Source organism: Motilimonas sp. E26 (genome assembly GCF_021278025.1).
Lineage (GTDB): Bacteria > Pseudomonadota > Gammaproteobacteria > Enterobacterales > CBDFNC01 > Motilimonas.
The window spans coordinates 1-18,060 of the sequence record NZ_JAIBHJ010000043.1 but is presented as its reverse complement, the minus strand read 5'-3'; the positions used below and the strand labels follow the sequence as shown (position 1 = coordinate 18,060).

The 18,060-nt window shown below is 42.1% G+C and carries 16 protein-coding genes; 9 read left to right on the top strand and 7 right to left on the bottom strand.

Features of this window, described 5'->3' with window-relative positions; genetic code table 11:
- Positions 1-184: 184 nt before the first annotated feature.
- From K1M91_RS20400 to K1M91_RS20390, 3 genes are all read right to left on the bottom strand, one after another.
- Positions 185-388: a hypothetical protein gene (locus K1M91_RS20400; RefSeq protein WP_232804106.1), complete on the bottom strand. Its 204-nt coding sequence runs from the start codon at positions 386-388 to the stop codon at positions 185-187.
- A gap of 143 nt (positions 389-531) precedes the next feature.
- On the bottom strand, positions 532-987 hold the full coding sequence (locus K1M91_RS20395) for a hypothetical protein (RefSeq protein ID WP_232804105.1): 456 nt from the start codon (positions 985-987) through the stop codon (positions 532-534).
- A 15-nt stretch (positions 988-1,002) separates the two neighbouring features.
- The gene (locus K1M91_RS20390) at positions 1,003-1,458 is read right to left on the bottom strand and encodes a DUF3592 domain-containing protein (protein ID WP_232804104.1); all 456 of its coding nucleotides are present in this window, start codon (positions 1,456-1,458) and stop codon (positions 1,003-1,005) included.
- Between the two features lie 131 nt (positions 1,459-1,589).
- Here K1M91_RS20390 and K1M91_RS20385 point away from each other — a divergent pair, with 131 nt between their 5' ends.
- The 4 genes from K1M91_RS20385 (at position 1,590) to K1M91_RS20370 (ending at position 4,792) form a co-directional block, all read left to right on the top strand.
- A complete protein-coding gene (locus K1M91_RS20385; RefSeq protein WP_232804103.1) occupies positions 1,590-2,201 on the top strand; it encodes a chromophore lyase CpcT/CpeT in 612 nt (203 codons plus the stop codon).
- A 98-nt stretch (positions 2,202-2,299) separates the two neighbouring features.
- Positions 2,300-2,713 (top strand): globin, encoded by a 414-nt coding sequence (locus K1M91_RS20380; RefSeq protein ID WP_232804102.1) that lies wholly within the window; start codon positions 2,300-2,302, stop codon positions 2,711-2,713.
- A gap of 31 nt (positions 2,714-2,744) precedes the next feature.
- Positions 2,745-3,266: a hypothetical protein gene (locus K1M91_RS20375; RefSeq protein ID WP_232804101.1), complete on the top strand. Its 522-nt coding sequence runs from the start codon at positions 2,745-2,747 to the stop codon at positions 3,264-3,266.
- The gene (locus tag K1M91_RS20370) at positions 3,263-4,792 is read left to right on the top strand and encodes a hypothetical protein (RefSeq protein ID WP_232804100.1); all 1,530 of its coding nucleotides are present in this window, start codon (positions 3,263-3,265) and stop codon (positions 4,790-4,792) included. The genes K1M91_RS20375 and K1M91_RS20370 overlap by 4 nt, the downstream gene beginning before the upstream one ends.
- Here K1M91_RS20370 and rarD read toward each other — a convergent pair.
- Both rarD and K1M91_RS20360 read right to left on the bottom strand, forming a co-directional pair.
- Positions 4,782-5,699 carry an EamA family transporter RarD gene (gene rarD, locus K1M91_RS20365; protein WP_232804099.1) on the bottom strand — a complete coding sequence of 306 codons (918 nt, stop codon included), beginning with the start codon at positions 5,697-5,699 and terminating at the stop codon, positions 4,782-4,784. The two genes, K1M91_RS20370 and rarD, sit on opposite strands and share 11 nt — an antisense overlap.
- Before the next feature lie 91 nt (positions 5,700-5,790).
- Entirely contained in the window at positions 5,791-6,999 is a 1,209-nt protein-coding gene (locus K1M91_RS20360; protein WP_232804098.1) for a class I SAM-dependent methyltransferase, read from the bottom strand.
- 518 nt (positions 7,000-7,517) lie between these two features.
- Between K1M91_RS20360 and K1M91_RS20355 the strand changes: the two genes are divergently transcribed.
- A complete protein-coding gene (locus K1M91_RS20355) occupies positions 7,518-8,456 on the top strand; it encodes a L,D-transpeptidase family protein (RefSeq protein WP_232804097.1) in 939 nt (312 codons plus the stop codon).
- A 283-nt stretch (positions 8,457-8,739) separates the two neighbouring features.
- Here the strand turns inward: K1M91_RS20355 and K1M91_RS20350 are convergent, their stop codons facing one another.
- Positions 8,740-9,003, bottom strand: coding sequence for an Lpp/OprI family alanine-zipper lipoprotein (locus K1M91_RS20350; protein WP_232804096.1), 264 nt, complete (start codon positions 9,001-9,003; stop codon positions 8,740-8,742).
- A gap of 798 nt (positions 9,004-9,801) precedes the next feature.
- On the opposite strand from K1M91_RS20350, the gene K1M91_RS20345 reads away from it, so the two are divergent.
- The 3 genes from K1M91_RS20345 (at position 9,802) to K1M91_RS20335 (ending at position 13,765) form a co-directional block, all read left to right on the top strand.
- Complete coding sequence (locus tag K1M91_RS20345) at positions 9,802-10,170, top strand: hypothetical protein (RefSeq protein WP_232804095.1); 369 nt, start codon at positions 9,802-9,804, stop codon at positions 10,168-10,170.
- Between the two features lie 150 nt (positions 10,171-10,320).
- Complete coding sequence (locus tag K1M91_RS20340) at positions 10,321-11,511, top strand: NAD(P)/FAD-dependent oxidoreductase (RefSeq protein WP_232804094.1); 1,191 nt, start codon at positions 10,321-10,323, stop codon at positions 11,509-11,511.
- Positions 11,512-11,737: 226 nt separating this feature from the next.
- Positions 11,738-13,765 carry a glycoside hydrolase family 19 protein gene (locus K1M91_RS20335; protein WP_232804093.1) on the top strand — a complete coding sequence of 676 codons (2,028 nt, stop codon included), beginning with the start codon at positions 11,738-11,740 and terminating at the stop codon, positions 13,763-13,765.
- 83 nt (positions 13,766-13,848) lie between these two features.
- On the opposite strand, the gene K1M91_RS20330 is transcribed toward K1M91_RS20335, so the two are convergent.
- The gene (locus K1M91_RS20330; protein WP_232804092.1) at positions 13,849-16,287 is read right to left on the bottom strand and encodes an EAL domain-containing protein; all 2,439 of its coding nucleotides are present in this window, start codon (positions 16,285-16,287) and stop codon (positions 13,849-13,851) included.
- Between the two features lie 409 nt (positions 16,288-16,696).
- On the opposite strand from K1M91_RS20330, the gene K1M91_RS20325 reads away from it, so the two are divergent.
- Positions 16,697-17,842 carry a methyl-accepting chemotaxis protein gene (locus K1M91_RS20325; RefSeq protein WP_232804091.1) on the top strand — a complete coding sequence of 382 codons (1,146 nt, stop codon included), beginning with the start codon at positions 16,697-16,699 and terminating at the stop codon, positions 17,840-17,842.
- Positions 17,843-18,060: the final 218 nt, after the last annotated feature.

Here is an 18,060-nt window from a genome sequence, read left to right as displayed (position 1 = left end):
GAAGTGAAACGCAGCAGCGCCGATGGTAGTGTGGGGTTTCCCCATGTGAGAGTAGGACACCGCCAAGCGCCAATTTAGCTCATAGTGAGCAGTAGAAGCCCGATTCGAAAGAGTCGGGCTTTTTTACGTCTGCAGAAAAATAATTCCCATCGTACAAGACACAAAAAAACCACTCGAAAGTGGCCTATTGTTTATCATGCTCAAAATAGTAGCTGGTTCGTACCCTTGGGTTGAGGTACTCATGCACCGAAGGCGGTAGGCTTTGTGGTTTAATGACCTTTTCGATGGTCAGCCCTGCTTCTTCGAGGTCGATAATTGGTGCTTCTGTTCTTGGCACTGCGGGATCAAATACCAACACCTTAGGAAATAGTAAACGGTCTGAAGCCATTAACATCAGTATTTTGATTAGCTAATTGGGCTTTATATGATGATTGCCAGCATTAGTAGAGATGGCTCTGACGCGTTCAGCAAGCTTGCTGGCTGCTTGGTGGGCAAGCCTACAGTGTTCAAACTGCAGGCCTTTATTGAATGTTAGTAGCGACTTCTCATCATTTTTGCGGAGCGTAAGAACAGAACTAGGCCTAAGGCAATAAAAAACATGCAGGTATACAAGGGGCCTCGATCAAAGGCATTCGGTAACGCTGTATTAGGATCTGATCTTAAATATACGATTTCTACCTGCTCACCTACTTTAGGAGGTACTAGGTAAGGCAATAAGTCCACTTGATATGTTTTACCATTAACTGCCGTAAACTCAACCTTAGGAATATTGTCCGTAAATTTTTCATTAGTGGCTTCGTCTACAAAGCTCACTTGGTTTACTTCGATAACATTAGCCATGATGACTTCACCGCCAAAGCTTAAGCGTGCGGTTTTGGCGGCAATAATGCCTGGTACTATGACCAGGAATAGCGACATTAGCATTAGTAACCTAGCGACGTTTGATTCACTACCATAGCCAGGTATAAAGCTTTTCATATCATCCATTTATAAATAACCTTCTTAGATTCGTCCAATAACAAGGGCGATGCCCACAGCAATGAAAATACCTATTGTTACAATAGGCAAGAAATTCCACTTAGTTAATCCACTAATCAGTAATGACTGCTGCGGCTTGTTAGGGTTATAAGCTATCTCTAACATCTCTTTTTCTGGAAAATTGGCCAGTAATTCATCACTTGCAACCATCAATTTCACGATCAAGTCTGCAGCTGTTATTTGACTGTTTTCATAATCAACACGTTCAACGTTATAGCGATATTTTATCAGGTCTCCGCTAAGTAACGAGCGACCTTCCCAGTACCCTGCTTTTTTAACCGCTAAGCTATTGTAAGTAATCATGGCCATTCGTTTAGGCCAACTTCGACTCTTAATAGCAATAAAAATATAGTAACAGATAGGGAGCAGGGCGAAGCAACCTATCGCAATGAATATCCAGCCTAAATATACCTTTTCCATAGTTTACCCATTGGTTAAAATTAAGATTATTGTACCCTATGATGGGGGCCTTTACAGGCAGATTAAACTGCTATATGAGTGTATGTTGTTAGTGATTATCATTGCGTCAATGCCCTCGCCAAGGATGTACTATGAATAAACTGTTATTTTGCTTTCTCTCTTTGTTTAGTACGCCGTTATGGGCCTTCTCCATGCAGCTTGAATTACTGTCCGATTGGTTTGAAGGAGAGTTCACAAATACCAATCAGGCAAATAAAAACTCTGCATTTGAGTCAGTGCAATTTTTGGTTCGACGATTCTGGCATACCCGAACCGATGGGGTTTGGTTTTATATAGAACAAATTAAAAACGAACGCGGGGTATTACCTTACCAACAACGTATTATGCAACTAATCGATCAACCAAATGGTCTGATAAGACTACATACCTATACAACACCTCAGCCTATTGATTTTACTGGGGCTTATTATCAGCCCCAGTTACTTGATAAGCTCACTTTGCAACAGTTAACAATGCAGCAAGGTTGCGATATTCTTTTCACTTATGAGAAAGAGTTAAAACAATTTGTGGGTGAAACAGAAAGTCATGAGTGCCATTTAAACTTTCGAGGATCAACCCATGTAAAAATTACTTATGCACTTTATTCCGATCAATTCTTTCAACAAGTAGCAGGGTATCAAGACAAAGAAAAGAAAGTATGGTCAACATCAGCACCGGGTTATCACTTTATCAAGAAAAAATAATCCGATAGCACGTTTTACTTAACATATTATGTAAGCTTAGTTTGGTTATATGCGATGAGTTCTTTATCGTAGTCAGTCATAATGAAAAGGAACGTATTGTGAAGAATTTCGACCAAATATTTAACGACAGCTATGAGCGGATTATTTATCGTGGTGATCAAGGTGATGCCTTCTTCAGCCTTTTTTATGAGTTATTTATCACATCTTCTCCGGCGGTCGCAGACATGTTCCTTGGTGTCGACTTAACGAAACAGAAGTTAATGTTACAGCGCTCTTTGTACTTAGCAATGGACTTCTCAAGTACAAGGATAGAAACCCAAGCAATAAAAAAATACGCAGATGTACATGGCCCGTTACAGCGGAACGTGCCTGCAGATATGTATGTATTGTGGCTAGATGCATTGATTAAAGCGGTTAAAGCTCATGACCCAAGGTTTAATGAAGATGTAGAGCTGGCATGGAAGTTAGTGTTAAGCCCTTTGATTTTATATTTGAGCGCTCACTCTCGTTAACTAATTATAAGTCCGCTAAGGAACAAGATTCATGTATAAGTTTTTATTATTATTTTTCACTATGATTGGCCCCGCGTTAGCATTGCCAGTGCCTGCAGATATTGCTTCCCAAGTTAGCCAGCGCGCCAACATGCTGGCATCAGCCACTTTGTTAGAAGACTATGAGCAAGTGATAGCCCTTAGCTATCCGGCGATGGTAAATAAAATTGGTGGGCCTAGTATGGCCGCTAAAATCGCTTATGAAGCCGTTCGCCTGCTTAATGAAGAAGGGGTTGTTATCTCAGATTTGACTATAGGAGAGCCTCTTGAATATTTTGTCGGAAAAGATAAGGAGCTGATTGTCCTGAGCACTCAGCTTGAACTAAAAAGTGAGCAAGGAAGAGTGAATACAGATAGCTATTTATTTGCAATCCGCGAAGCAGGGACTGACTGGATGTTTATTGACAGTAACGCCCTAAAGGATATCAAGGAACTAAAAGTCTATTTTCCAGGGCTGCCTGAAGATTTTAGCCTGCCGCAAAAGGCTGTTAAATTTACTCCCATTACAAAATGAAAAAATATCTTTATTACTGGTGCGCATTTATTTTAACTGTTGGCTTAGTGGTCGCTTTTTTAGATGTGGAGGTGCTCGCCTCACAACGCTTAAATCGTGCATTGGCACACCTAGAGTCTGCTGCGCAAGCAGAACAAATATCTGAAAAAAAATATCATTACGAACAAGCCTTAAGTGATATTTCAAAATTGAAACGTCAGTTTCCTGAATCGCAAGTGTACGCAGATTTAGAGCAAAGCTCGATGTTAGATGTGCGCCTACTACAAGCTAAATATAATCAGCTGGCATCTAAAGGGCAGCATTCCTCACAGCCTGATTATTTGTCCCAATCCCTTCATTTGATCCAGCAACAGGCTGAATATGAGCGCTTAGAATACTTGCTAAAATTGGCGTCAACGGTAAGAAAGCGAGGAAATGAACAGCAAAAAATGTCATTTTATTCCAGGCTGAAACAGTTAGTAGAAATTGAATCTAATGCGACATCTTTATGTCAAGCTTATGAAGTATTAGCTTGGCAGTCGTTAGTGGAAGAAAATCATCGTTGGTTAGAGCAAATAAGCTTATTACTCAGTGGTAATATTAACCATAAAATGCAGCAAAACTGCATGGCCGCATATTTTAATATCGCTAGTAGTACCAGTTATATTCCTGATTTAATGACCTTATCTGGTTTGTGGGAAATCAAACAAGACACCCTTTACGTAAACTACAGTGCTGCATTAGTGCGCCATGGTTTCTTTAATCTCGCTGAGATCCAGCAGCAAAAAATCAGCGACCCGAGTTTATTGGCTCAAGCTGAGTTGTTTCAACTTAAGGCTCAATGGCCTAGCTTAACCTTAGTACAATGGAAGGAGCAGGCACTGCTTGATGCTTCCGTGAATATAGCGAATATTGCAGCAACTGAGCAGAAAGAGCTACAAACAATGCGCCTCGCGGAATTTTTATTTCAGCAGCAGGAGTTGGTTTATGCTAGCAATCTACAACCGCAGATTAGACAACCTTTGAATAAGGTTTGGTATCGAGCCGTGGCTTTAAATGCCACAGACATAGCATCGCATCAAGAGCTGAATATAGAAGAAATAAGGGAGATAGTGGTCGCCTATCAACAAGCTGAGCGCACAGTTAAGCTGCAGTTAGGATTTCATGAGTTAATGGATATTTGGCTTAAAGAGCAAATGGCGATCAGTGAAAAGGGGGCTTTTCATGCCATAGGCGAATTATTGTTTCGTCATTATCTGACGCAACCTACTCGTCGTTTAGAGATAGTCGAGCTGTTGGAGGACTTGACTCAGTATCATTCAATTGAGCAGGTAAAGGGGTTGATTTTATTTTTACAACAATCTCCGGATGCTTCTGCCGTGATGCTCAGTTTAGGTAATGAAGAGACATTAGATGTACTTGAGCTAATTGTTCAACAACAGGATCCCGAGCTATTGCAACGTTGGCTATCACAGCCTTTCCCGCCTGCGAAGCAAATCGCCAACCTTAGCTGGTTAGCGAGCTGGCAGGCTAAAATTAAGAGTTAAGCTTGGCTCTTTTACTTTGCTTATGCTGGTGTAATCCATCAAAGCTGAAAATGATGAGGGCAGCCCAAATAAAAGCAAAGGTGATTAAGGTATCAAGGTTAAAGTGTTCTTCGTAAACAAAGACGGCGAGAATGAACATTAATGACGGCCCGATATATTGAAAGAAGCCTAAGGTTGAAAGCTTAAGCCGCTTTGCTGCTCCGGCAAAAAACAGTAACGGTATCGTGGTGATAGCACCTGCAGCGAACAATAATAGATTTAAGCTCAGCCCATTGTTAGTCAAATTTGAGCTACTTGAATTGGCGAATACAAACAAATAGATTAAGGCCACTGGCAGCAATACTAGAGTTTCAAGTAGTAGCCCAGTAATGGCATCAATCTGCAGTTGTTTTCTAATTAAACCATAGCAACCAAAACTAAAAGCCAGTACTAATGCTATCCAGGGTAGTGAGCCAAAGCTTATTAATTGTACCAATACGCCAATAATAGCTAAGGACACAGCGAGATACTGGTTTTTTCTGAGCCTTTCATTTAAGAAAACCATCCCAATTAAGACATTAACTAATGGGTTTATAAAATAACCTAAGCTAGCCTCAAGCATGCGGTCATGATTAACTGACCAGATAAATACAAACCAGTTAATGCCGATCAAAACTGAGCTGAGGGTTAAATAGAGCAAGGTTTTAGGTGTGCGCAGGGCCGTAATGAGGCGGCGCACATAACCAAACGAAACCACAATAATAAAAAGTAATAGGCAAGACCAAATGACACGGTGACTCAGTACTTCGTAAGCTGGAACAGGAGAAAGAGACTTAAAATATATTGGCGCGATTCCCCAAAAAGTGTAAGCAAATAGGGCAAAAAATACGCCTTTACGGGTTTCAGCAAGTGTTTCGTCGGTATGCATGAGTAAAAACCAGAATGAACGGCTGACTAGTTTATCAAGGGTGGAGGGCTTAAGCTATTTTTGCTTAAGCCCTAGCACAATAACGAAGGTTTTATTTGTCGATACGTACTATTTTGGCCCAATAAAAGCCATCAAACCCTGTTTCCGCTGGGCTGATGGTCTGCTCTTCGAGCAATAAAAAATTAGGGTTATTGGTTAGGAATTGCTTAACCTGTTCATTGTTTTCTTGCGGTAGAATAGAACATGTGGCGTAAATCATGATGCCGCTTACTTTTAGCAACTGACTATAGCGCTGTAAAATATCGGTTTGCAATTGAGTTAAGGTGTGTAAACGTTCAGCGGTATCGTGCCATTTAGCCATGGGTTTACGTTTTAAAACGCCGAGACCAGAGCAAGGAACATCAAGTAATACCCGATCAGCACTCAGCTTGCGGCGCTTGATAGTTTTACTGCTTTCAATTAGACGGGTCTCAATATTAAATGCGCCTGCGCGCTTAGCCCGCAGTTGTAACTTATCGAGTTTCCATTGTTCTATATCCATGGCAACTAAGCGGCCTTTACCGCGCATCATGGCTGCTAATTGTAGCGTTTTACCTCCAGTACCCGCACAAGTATCAAACACTGTCATGCCAGGCTTTACATCCAGAGCTTGTACCACACATTGGGAGCCGGCATCTTGTTGTTCAAACCAACCTTGCTGGTAAGCGTTGCTGTTAAACAGTGAGGATTGATCATTAATTTTTATTGCCGTGGCGACGTTTGTTACGGGCTCTGCTTTAATGCCTTGTGTTACTAAATCGTCCAATAACGCTTCACGTGTAGTTTTCAGCTCGTTAACCCGAATATAACGTTGCGGTCGTTCGGCAAGGGCTGCGCGCTCTTTGGGCCATTGTTCACCTAGTTGCGCAGTGCCTAAATTATCTAACCAAGTTGGACAGCCTTGCCATAGTAGTGGGGCAGTTTTGGCTTGAGTGAGTTTATTGTTAAATTCAGCGGTTGATAGTACCGCACTTTTATGGAGTAGAGGTTGTTCATAGCCTTGCAATAAATGCCAGGCTGCAATCAACTTTGCTCCATTTTCGTGGGCTTTTTCCAGCGGCACATTAGCAAGAAAACAAAATAAATTGAGTCGGCGTAATATATCGCCGGTCGATGTCGTGACTTGCGCTTTTTGTTTTGAGCTAAGAGATTGGCCAGCAAAAAACTTTGCATAGGCGCGATCTGTAGCCATGTGCTGAGTTAGCACCAGCTCAACCACGGACACGACTAATTCAGCTTGAAACACAGTTAATACCGACATAAACAACCTTCTACTCAATTGAAGCTAGGGATGATAGAAGGAGTACGTTTCTGGTGCAAGTGACTTCGATAAATGGCCTGCTATCGAACGGATCAGCCTAGGGCGAACGAATGAACGTACAGTATTTGAGCATGACTTTCAAACAAGTCACATTTTATTATACGAAACGCCGTGAAATCATCCTTGATGGCTTGACTGCCGTATCCCTGCGGATTAACCCAATCGACTTGGCGATGAATGTTTCAGAGCCCCGTAGCATTTTCAGTACTAAGCACTTCAACACAGGCATATAGGCCCTTTACTAGCGTAACAATACTCTTGAGTTTAAATCAGGGAAACATGGCGCGGCGCTCCCAAAGGGAAAACTTTACACGCGTTTATGCCGCGTGATTGATTTTTAAAAGGGGGAAAGCGATTACCTGAAATCAAGCATCTCCAAGCTGATTGGGTATAAAAGCATCGAGATCAAGAGCAGGTATCGTTATAATGAAGGTCTGTTTCCTATTGCTCGGTATGTTATGAAATTATTGTTTAGTCTTTTGTTTTTGCTCTTTATCAGTCCAGTAACATGGGCAAATATTTACTCTTTACCCGCAGATGGTGGGCGTTTAGTTGGGCAGCTTCAGACTCACACGGTGGCGAAAGGTGAAAACTTACATGAAATAGGTTTACTTTACGGTGTGGGATTACTGGAGTTAATGGATGCAAACCCAGCCGCGGACCCTTTTGTGCCAACTCCTGGTATGAGGCTGGTGATCCCAACGTTAATGCTACTGCCAGAGGTTGAGTACAAAGGTATTGTGATAAATTTACCTGAATTACGGTTATATTTTTTCCATCCTAACGGTAAAGAGGTGACCGTATTCCCAATTGGTATTGGCCGTATAGGTCGTGAAACTCCGGTGATGATGACTAAGGTGAGCAGTAAGCGTGCCAATCCAACGTGGACACCAACCGCTACAACAAGGGCAGAGTACGCGGCGAAAGGTGAGCCTTTACCAGCTGTTGTTCCTGCTGGACCTGAAAATCCGCTAGGTGAATATGCGATGCGCCTTGCATATGGTCATGGCGAATACTTGATCCACGGTACGAATAAAGATTTCGGTATTGGCATGCGTGTAAGTGCCGGCTGTATTCGTCTTGAGCCAGCCAATATTGAGTGGTTGTTTCATCAGGTGGAGCAAGGTGAACAAGTTCGAATTATTAATGAACCAATTAAGCAGTCAGTTGAACCTAATGGCGATGTCTTAATAGAGGTGCATTCGCCTTTATCTAAGTACGAAGGGCAGCCCGCACCAAAATTAACGATGACCGCAGATGTGATTAATTTTGTCGCCGAGCATAATGGTGAGCAAGCCGCTTTAGAGAGCATTTTCAAGACAATGAATGGCTTGCCTAACTTGGTTGGTCGAGCATGGGAAGAGGAAGCAGAGGAAGAGGTAGACTTTGAGCTGTAAGGCTTACTGCTTTTTTCATTCAACGGTCTACTTGGGTAGGCCGTTTTTTGTTGTATAAATGGATCTCCCTTAGGCAATAACAGGATGAGCTTAAGTAAACACTTATGGTAATAATATGCTAAAGGCTAGTTAGTTTGCCATTGATTGTGTTTGCACGTTTTTGTGTAAACGTTGTGAAGCACTGAGCTTAAAGTGGGTAATGATATTTGTACATTGCCGAGAAGGCTGATTAAGAAGGGAATATCAGCTAGCACCTGATGATGCTAGCTGTGTAACAACGTTATTACTTTCTGTAAGTAGTAGCGATGTTGTCAATACGGTCGTTAGCACGCATTGCTTCGCTGCTTGCATCCATTGCAGCTGCTTTTGCGTCATTTACATCGTTAGCAAGAGTCATTTGTTGATCTTTCAGTGAGCTAACTTCAGTAGTCAGTTGATCTACTTTGCTGCTTAATTCTGCAACATTTTTTTCTAGAGCAGTGTTAGAACAGCCAGCTAGAGTTAAAGTCATAGCAGCACCAGCAAGGATCATTAGATTACGTTTCATTATTTTTCTCCAAAATTAGGGTTAGCTTAAATTACAGCATACTCATTATGGCACACCTGATTTAAGTTATTGCAATAATTAATTAAATTTAGACATTGAGCAAGTTTTTTTTTGCTTTTCAGCACGTTTTTTTGAAAAAAAGATTGACTCCTATTTATATGACGCTGGACTTATTGGTCTAGTTACTTGTAAAGCTATTGAAATCATAGCGTTTTCACTGTTAAAAATGAGGGCTGTGATAGCGTTAATTATCGTTGAATATGGCCATATTTTTCGCTGGATTTACGTGGTGTTTACGGTTCAAATTTAGGCGCACATTGCTACAAAATTATTTCATCTCTCGCTCAGTTCCTTACTGAGCTTTGTTCAGTTTTATATCGCTTGATACGGTGCTTTTAAATTAAATCACAATATAGTCAAAGTTAGGGGGGCTTCAGGGTTTTTTATCAACGAAGGAATCAGGGTTAAGCCATGAAAGAGTGAATTTTAATTATCCCGCGCAACCCCATCTACGAAAAGTCTTGAAATCACCCTTGATGGTTCGCTGCAACCTCTAAGAGCTGACTTCGTCTAATAATTTATCATTTGAAAAATGTTCACGATTTCACCTGATCAAAGGAGCAGATAAAAAGCGCTCGTTATGTCTCCTCCAGCTTTTTGAGATCAGATTCAGGTTGAGTAATTTTTACCGGCTAACTAGCCCTGATCTAATTTTTTTAGTTTTTCTGCTTTCATTTATGGCTGTGGTGTGGATACTTTGCATCATATTTTTCTAAAATCGATCTGTCTGAGTGAGTTATGCAAGCAAATAATCAAAAATTAGGCTTAATGCTGAGTACCGCAGTAGGAGCAGTGTTAATTGCTCTTGGGTCTTTAATCATTTTTTATGTATTACCCAGCGCGTTAGCCATTATTTCAATGCCGGCTAAAGTGCCATTTATGAACGAAATGTTTAATTGGCTGATGGCAGGCTCGGAGCAATTATCTAATCAGGTTAATATAGAATTCTATCAAATCTTCCAAGCCTGTATCAAAGTCGTTGTAGTGGTGGTGTTTATCTACGCTTGTGTAAAGTTAGTTGCACTTGGTGCAATAATAATTAAAGAAGGTGTAGGCTTGATACGTGAAGCAATCAAAGCGCTTAGTCCTACTGATACCAAAGAATAAAATTAAGCCTCACAGCATCTGCTATAGCTACTTCTTCCAGCCCTCTATTGGGTTTTTAGCTTAAAGCTCGCACTCTTCACGCTAGCCAAGTAACATTAGCGCGGGGTAATATTTTGTTGCCCTTAGCTGAATTCTAAAATAGGAAAAGTAGTGCAAAAAGTTGACGTCATCATCATCGGCGCGGGTGCCGCGGGGCTAATGTGCGCCGCAACCGCTGGATATCGTGGTAAACAAGTGCTGGTGCTTGATAACGCCAAAAAAGCGGGCCGTAAAATCCTCATTAGTGGTGGTGGTAAGTGTAATTTTACCAACACTAAAGTTGAGCCAAGTAATTTCCTTTGCCAAAACCCACACTTTGTTAAATCTGCTTTAGCGCGCTACCCCTCAAGTCAATTTATTGAGTTAGTTGAACGCCATGGCGTGGCGTTTGAGCAGCGTAAACATGGACAACTGTTCGCGTTAAACTCAGCTAAAGATATTCTTGACGTGTTATTAACAGAGTGCGACTGGGCTGGGGTACAAATTCAGCTGAAAACTGAAATAACGAAAATTAACAAGTTCGATCAAGGTTTTCAGTTAGTCACCAGTGCTGGCGAGTATCAATGTAATTCCCTAGTTGTAGCGACTGGCGGTTTATCAATGCCGAAATTAGGCGCGACACCATTTGGTTATAAAATTGCAGAGCAGTTTGGTTTAAAAGTACTGCCAACCAGTGCTGGCTTAGTGCCTTTCACTTGGCACCAAGGCGATAAAACCCTATTTGAACCGTTATCGGGGATCAGTATGCCTGTGGCAGTCAGCTCGGTATCAGGAGTAGAATTTAAAGAAGATATGCTACTGACCCATAGAGGTTTATCTGGCCCAGTTATGCTACAAATATCGTCCTATTGGCGAGCGGGTGAGCCGATCTACATTAATCTTTTGCCGGAATTAGATGTTACTCTTGCATTAAATGAATTACGCGACCAACAACCCAAGTTAAGTTTAAAGAATGCCTTGAGCCGTTTCTTAGTTAAACGTTTTGCTGAGACATGGCTAACCCAGCAAAAATTTACCGACAGCCCGTTAAACCAAATAAACCACGGCGAATGGGCGCGGCTTTGCCAAACTTTAACACGATGGCCTCTGCTGATGAATGGCACCGAAGGTTATCGTACGGCTGAGGTGACCTTAGGCGGTGTTGACACTAATGAACTGTCATCAAAAGATATGTCAGCGAAAAAAGTGGCTGGATTGTATTTTATCGGCGAAGTGGTTGATGTCAGTGGTTGGCTAGGAGGATTCAATTTTCAATGGGCCTGGTCGTCTGGTGTCGCGTGTGGCTTGAGTGATACTTTATAATTACGATGCTTTGCTGCCCTGTCGTTGTTGGCAGAAAGCTAACTGGGGAGCTTCGTTGGTTTTTTAGTCAAATAAGCTACTGAGTATGAAATTAACCATACTTTAATCCCTCTTAAAAGTAAGGATAAATAGAGGTAGCTCAAATTATATTTTTCCAAGAATTGTTAATATTAACATCGGCAATAGTATTTGCCGATTTTTATTAATTTGTTCAAGGATGACTAAAATGAGTATGAAACTCAGTCTTATCGCTGCCTTGGTGATGGGCGTGTCTGCCCAAGCACAAGCTGCTACGCCAACAACTTGGCAGCCAGGTAAAACCAAGGTAAGCAATGGTGATTTGGTAATTTATCAAGACGCCTGTTATGTGGCAAAAAATAACCCTGGTTCATGGGAAACACCTTCGGCTTCTTCCACCTGGTTTTGGACCTCCGCAAGTTGTGGTGATGTTCAACCAACAATCGCGCCAACACCAAAGCCAACCCCTGTTATAACACTTGAGCCAACGGTACAACCTACGCCTGTTGTTACCCTAGAACCAACGCCTGCGCCAACTAGCGAGCCAAGCAATATTGTTCAGTGGGTGCCAGGCAAAACGACAGTGGCCAATGGCGACTTAGTCATGTTTAACCAAATTTGTTACGTGGCTAAAAATAACCCCGGCACTTGGGAAAGCCCACGTAGCGGAAGTTGGTTCTGGGATGAAGCAAGTTGTGGTGGTGTAACTCCAACTCCAACTCCAACGGCAGAGCCTACGCCTGAGATCACACCTACACCGACAACCGAGCCAGAGTTATGTGGTGACAACTGGGTATTTGGTTACCACTTTGCAGGTTGTGGACCACAGAATGAGCTTATTCTGTGTAGCAATGTTTTGGGTGTAAAAGCTTGTATTGAAACGCCAGAGGATAGCCAAGCTATTACCAATGCACAATCGGCATATGATGTTGAATTCTGGGCTGCTACTAAGTACAACTTACCATTACCGCCTAAGCCAACCGCTGAACCAACGCCTGAGCCAACACTTCAACCAACGATTGAACCTACGATTGAGCCATCTATTACACCTTCTATTGATCCTACTGAATTAACCGTCACTGAAGATGGTCAAGGTGGCTACTTGATCCCTCGTGCGCAATTAGAAGCGCGTGAAACCGCATTAACTTCATCTGCGCTATTTGATCTGGTTCGCGCCGATACGCAAACCTTAGATAATGCTGCTGTTGAAGCAGTGTTACCACTGCGCGCTGAAAACCCAGAAAACGTGCGCCGCGCCGAAGCTATTGTTAGTGCAGCAGACTGGGAATTCTTATTCCCCATTCGTCATGAAAACTACACTTATCAACGCTTCTTACAAGCCATCGCTAAGTTCCCAGCCTTCTGTCGCACCTATGAAGATGGTCGTAACTCAGACGATATTTGTAAGCGTTCATTGGTTACTATGTTTGCCCACTTTGTACAAGAAACAGGAGCGCACGCCCCAGGCTGGGAAGGTGCGAAAGGTAACCCTGAGTGGCGTCAAGGTTTGTACTACGTTCGTGAAATGTACAAATCAGAAACCGATACCACAGGTCCTTACAACAAATGTACTGGCTGGGCGGGTGAAAGATGGCCTTGTCAAAACAAGAGTTACTTCGGCCGTGGTGCTAAACAACTAAGCTGGAACTACAACTATGGGCCATTCTCTGAAGCCATGTTTGGCGACAAGATGGTACTACTGAAGAACCCTGAGTTAGTGGCTGACACTTGGTTAAACTTAGCGTCGGCAGTGTTCTTCTACGTTTACCCGCAACCACCTAAGCCAAGTATGCTGCACGTTATTGATGGCACTTGGCAGCCAAATGCGGCCGACAAAGCCAATGGTATTGAGCATGGTTTTGGTTCAACCATTCAAATCATCAACGGCGCCTTTGAATGTGGTAAGGGCTCAACGACTAACCAAGCAAAAGCGCGTATTGCTTACTACAAAGAAATTGCTAATTACTTAAGCCTAGACATTACAGGTGAGAAGCTTGATTGTGCTGATATGAAAGCCTTTGATACTAATGGCTCTGGTGCATTAGAAGTGTATTGGGATAAAGATTGGGGTTGGGATGCTAACACGCCAGGCAATCATAGCTTTAAGTGTAAGCTTGCTGGTTACCAAACCGCCTACAGTGCTTGGGGTAAAGGTGACTATGAAATCTGTGTTGAAGATATCTTCAACGTACAAGCAACAGATGAGTTTGGTGAGGTGATTCCAGAAGGCAAATAAGCTTGCTAAATCTATCAATAAATTAAGCCACCTTCGGGTGGCTTTTTTATGTATTATGCCGCTAGGCTTAAACAAAACGGCGGCTAATTAGGGATGAGCTGTCTTAACATTTCTTTTGCAGTGATCACGCCCATGCACACATCCACACTGCCGGTAACAATAATAATATCTTGACTGTGCTCGAGTAACCATTGGCTACATTGTTCTATCGGTGAAGTGGTCATCATTGTTTTTGGGCTCTTCTCCATGATTTGATGTGCCCGCTTATTTAAGGTAACCGCATCGCGGTGTTGCTCGCTTTTAGTGTTTATATAGGGACTTAGCGCCTGAAATAAAGCCGCTCGAGTCACGATGCCTTGGCACTGACTGTTTTCGATCACGACAAGGTGATCAACAGGATGCTGAGCAAAGAGCTGTTTAACCTTTCTCAACCTATCGTCTAGGCTAATGGCAATAAAATCCTTTTCCATCACATCGGCCGCGGTCAGCTCTGCGTGACAATAAACATGAGGTGTTAAATGGACAAAAGTATTTTCCGATTCCAATTGGAGAGTGTCCGCTAAGTTTCTTGGTTTACTAAATAAGTAACCCTGAAGCATGTCCACTTTTACCCTTGATAATATGTTTAACTGTTGAACGGACTCCACTCCTTCCACAATAACCTTGCCACCTATTTTGTGTGTAAGGGCAGATAACATTTCGATCATGGCTAGTTCGCAGCTGTTTTCCTTAAGATTATCAACAAATAGTTTGTCAATTTTAACAATACTCACTGGTAGATTAAGTAAATAGGAAAAAGATGAGTAGCCGGTACCGAAATCATCGATCGCAATTTTTACTCCTATCTTACTTAATTTATTTATCCATTGTTTTTGCCGAGTAAGATCTTGAAAAAAAGCGGATTCAGTGAGTTCTAATGTGACATTATTTAAGTCGGCGCCAGAGTAAGAGAGGATTTGTAGTGTTTCTTCTAAGCAGCTTTGGCTGACGAGATCATTGTGCAAAGAGCGATTAATAGACATTTCTAAGTTTGGATTGTTGAAATGGCGCTGCAACTTGGGCAAATCTTGTAAAGCTTGGCGTGCCACCGTGGCATCAATTCGATCGATCCAAAGGTTTTTCTCCGCAATTTGAATTAATTCTTGGGTTGAGTATTCCATCCCCGTGTCTAGGTGGGTTCGAAATAAGGCTTCAAACTTCACAACCTTGAGATCTGGCAAAGTGATAATAGGCTGATAAAACACTTCGATTCGCTCAGCCTGCAGGGCGTTATCGAGTAACTTAGTTAACACTGTAACGCGTTCAAAGCGGTGGCTTAAGCGGCGATCAAAATAATAGAGTGTCGAGCTAAGTTGCTGCTGATTAGCAATTAAAGACTGGATAGCATGAGCTAAAAGTTGTTTTGGGCTGGTGGCATCTAAGGCTAGCACTGAGCAACCTACTGTCATCACCGGAGCAAGTTTTAAGGCATCATCTTTACGTGTGCCCACTAAGCGACGAATAATAGACCAGAGGGTTGTGTTGATGATGTCGACCTTTTTTTCACTGCACCAACACAAGCCGTACAGCGATGGATTTATTTGCCCAAGAAAACCATTAAAAGCCATCGAGTCAAATCGCTGTGAGATTAACCAAGCTTTCATATCGTCGCTAATTGAAGTGCTCATATTGGCATTAAAGGCGATACAAACAATTGTTTGATTACTTGGTAGACTTTGATAAAGACGCTCAAGTTCGGCACTGAATGCCTCTTTATCTGGCAATCGAATATGAGGCTCAATCGCTTGTTGGTTTGATAAGGCCGCTAATGAAACATCAAGCTTACGTGTGGTGGTGGCATATACCTTCATATTGTTAGCAAGCATGATGCGTTTGATTAAAGCGTGGTGCGCATAACTGTTGCCATGTTTCGTTTGTGCTAGTAACTCTCCTTCCCAGTAGCCATGCTGATTAACTGCATCCCAAAGCTTGCTGTAAAAATCGCTATCGTATCGCGAACTCTTAATTACGCCAGCATGGGTGCCGAGTAGCTCCATTTCCGTAAATTCAGTTTCCCGACAAAATTCCTTATTAACCATCAATATATGATGGTTAATATCAGCGACCATCAAGCCATTTTTTGTTTCATTAAAAAGTGTTTTGAGTAAAGTAGTTTCTTGTTCGTGACTGAGGTAACACTGAAGTAATTTTAAGTGGCCATGAAGGTTCGCGGCGCCTGCTTCTCCTTTTTCTATGCTGCATTCGGCCAAGTAGCGCTGCTTATCAATACTGAAAATAAGGTGTAGCTGTGTGGCTAAGCCTTGTTCACAAGCTGTCTTAATGGCTTGTTTTAATAAGTGGGTCTGACTTTTGTCGCACAAAGCCAAAAATTGACTAAGAGAAACATTATTTGAGGTCAGTTTAAGTTGTTTGGCAAGGACTATAGAGCAAGAAAAAAGCTGTTTTTGGAGTTGAATAGACCAAGACTCTGCTGCCTCTTCCCTCATAGAATGAAAAAGTGAACTATCTATGACTGTCGCCATAGGAAAACCTCGCAATGAAGAATAATAATGAGCGTTTTAGCTCGGTGAGGGCATGATGTGAATGCAATCAGAAAAAATACCTAGGGTCTGTTGATCATTTCTACTGCGTTAGCGCCTTTTCGCGTCACTATGCCACAAAGGTGCTGGCTATAACGATTGTTTTGTATAAATGCCCAACCAATAGTTGCAAAAACCAGCACCAAAAATCAACTGACCCTAGCTAACTATAGCTATGTTTTAGCGGGTTATTTCGATTACTGCAAACTTCCTAATTGAGGCGTAATGTAAAGTGAGAGTTAAAGCAAATATCCAGAAGTAATGGGTAAAAAAAACATCACGATTAGGTATTCCTTACTAGACTAAATCAATATGGGCTCAACTGACTGGTTAAATGATAAGGATGGCTTTTATGTCGATTTCTACAATGCGTTTAGCAGTAGGGGCCTTCATCGCACTATTGGTAGGTATTGCTTTACTTAATTTGCTTCCAGCTGCTTTGGCCTTGATAGTCGCAATAATTATTAGTACGGCGTCGGGTGTTTTGGCACTGCAGGCTTCTCGAACTAAGACAGAAGAAAATAAGCAAGAATATCATCACACTGAATCTCAAACGTTGCAATTACAACAGCGTCTTTTGCAAGATATTGCCGACACTTTAACGGAATGCAAGCGTGGTGTGGATGATGTTAATAGTACACAATCTGATGCCGTTGAAACCCTCACAACAGCCTTTACTCAGCTGAAAGAGCTTGCCGAATTGCAAAGTGAGCGTGTGATGCACTTATTGGCATCAGAAGTTGACGAAAGTGGTGATTCTTGGATGGCGGTTTTTGCCAATGAAACCAGTGCGACCTTGGAGCAGTTTGTTGAAACCACTGTCAATATGTCCGCAGCATCGATGAATTTAGTGGAAAAAGTCGACAAAATTAATCGCTCAGTACCTGATGTAATTAAAGCGATGCAAGACATAGACCAAATAGCCTCTCAAACAAATTTACTGGCGCTAAACGCAGCTATAGAGGCTGCGCGGGCAGGTGAGGCTGGTCGAGGTTTTGCAGTCGTGGCAGATGAAGTTCGGTCTTTATCAACTCGCTCGGCAGGGTTTAGTAATCAAATTCAGCAAAAACTGAAAAACATGGCTGACCAAATTGAAGCGTTAACTCACGATATCGGCGAAGTCGCTTCTCAGGATGTTACCTATGTGATGGAAGCGAAAAAAAATGTACATAATGCCATTGAGTTACTTATGACCAATGCATCGCGCAACAAAGGTCACGCTACGGCGCTAGAAGAGCATAACAAGTTACTACAGCAATCTTTATATGATGCGATGCGAGGTCTGCAATTTGGTGATATCAATTCACAGCACCTCAGTTTTACAGCCTCACAACTAAGTGCCATTAATACTCAGTTACATGAATTAATGGAGCCTGAAAACTTAACGGATGCAGGAAAGTTACAGCGGATTATTGATGGTCTGGTGAAGTTCAAAGCTGAAAAATCTAACCCTGTATCAGCTAACTCAATGGATAGCGGCGATGTTAACTTTTTCTAATCAATCTGTGTAAATGAAAAGGAACGTATATGGAAAAACATTGTATTCGACTACCGAGTAAATTTGATTTTCATCATCACAGAGTCTTTAACCAAGATTTGGAAGTACTACTCGCACATACCGATTTGAAGGAAATTGAGCTGTAAGCGCTCAATACTCCGCAGGCTTGATTGTTAGGCGATCACTTGTTCTTGCGGATATTCCACGGTAGCAGTGCT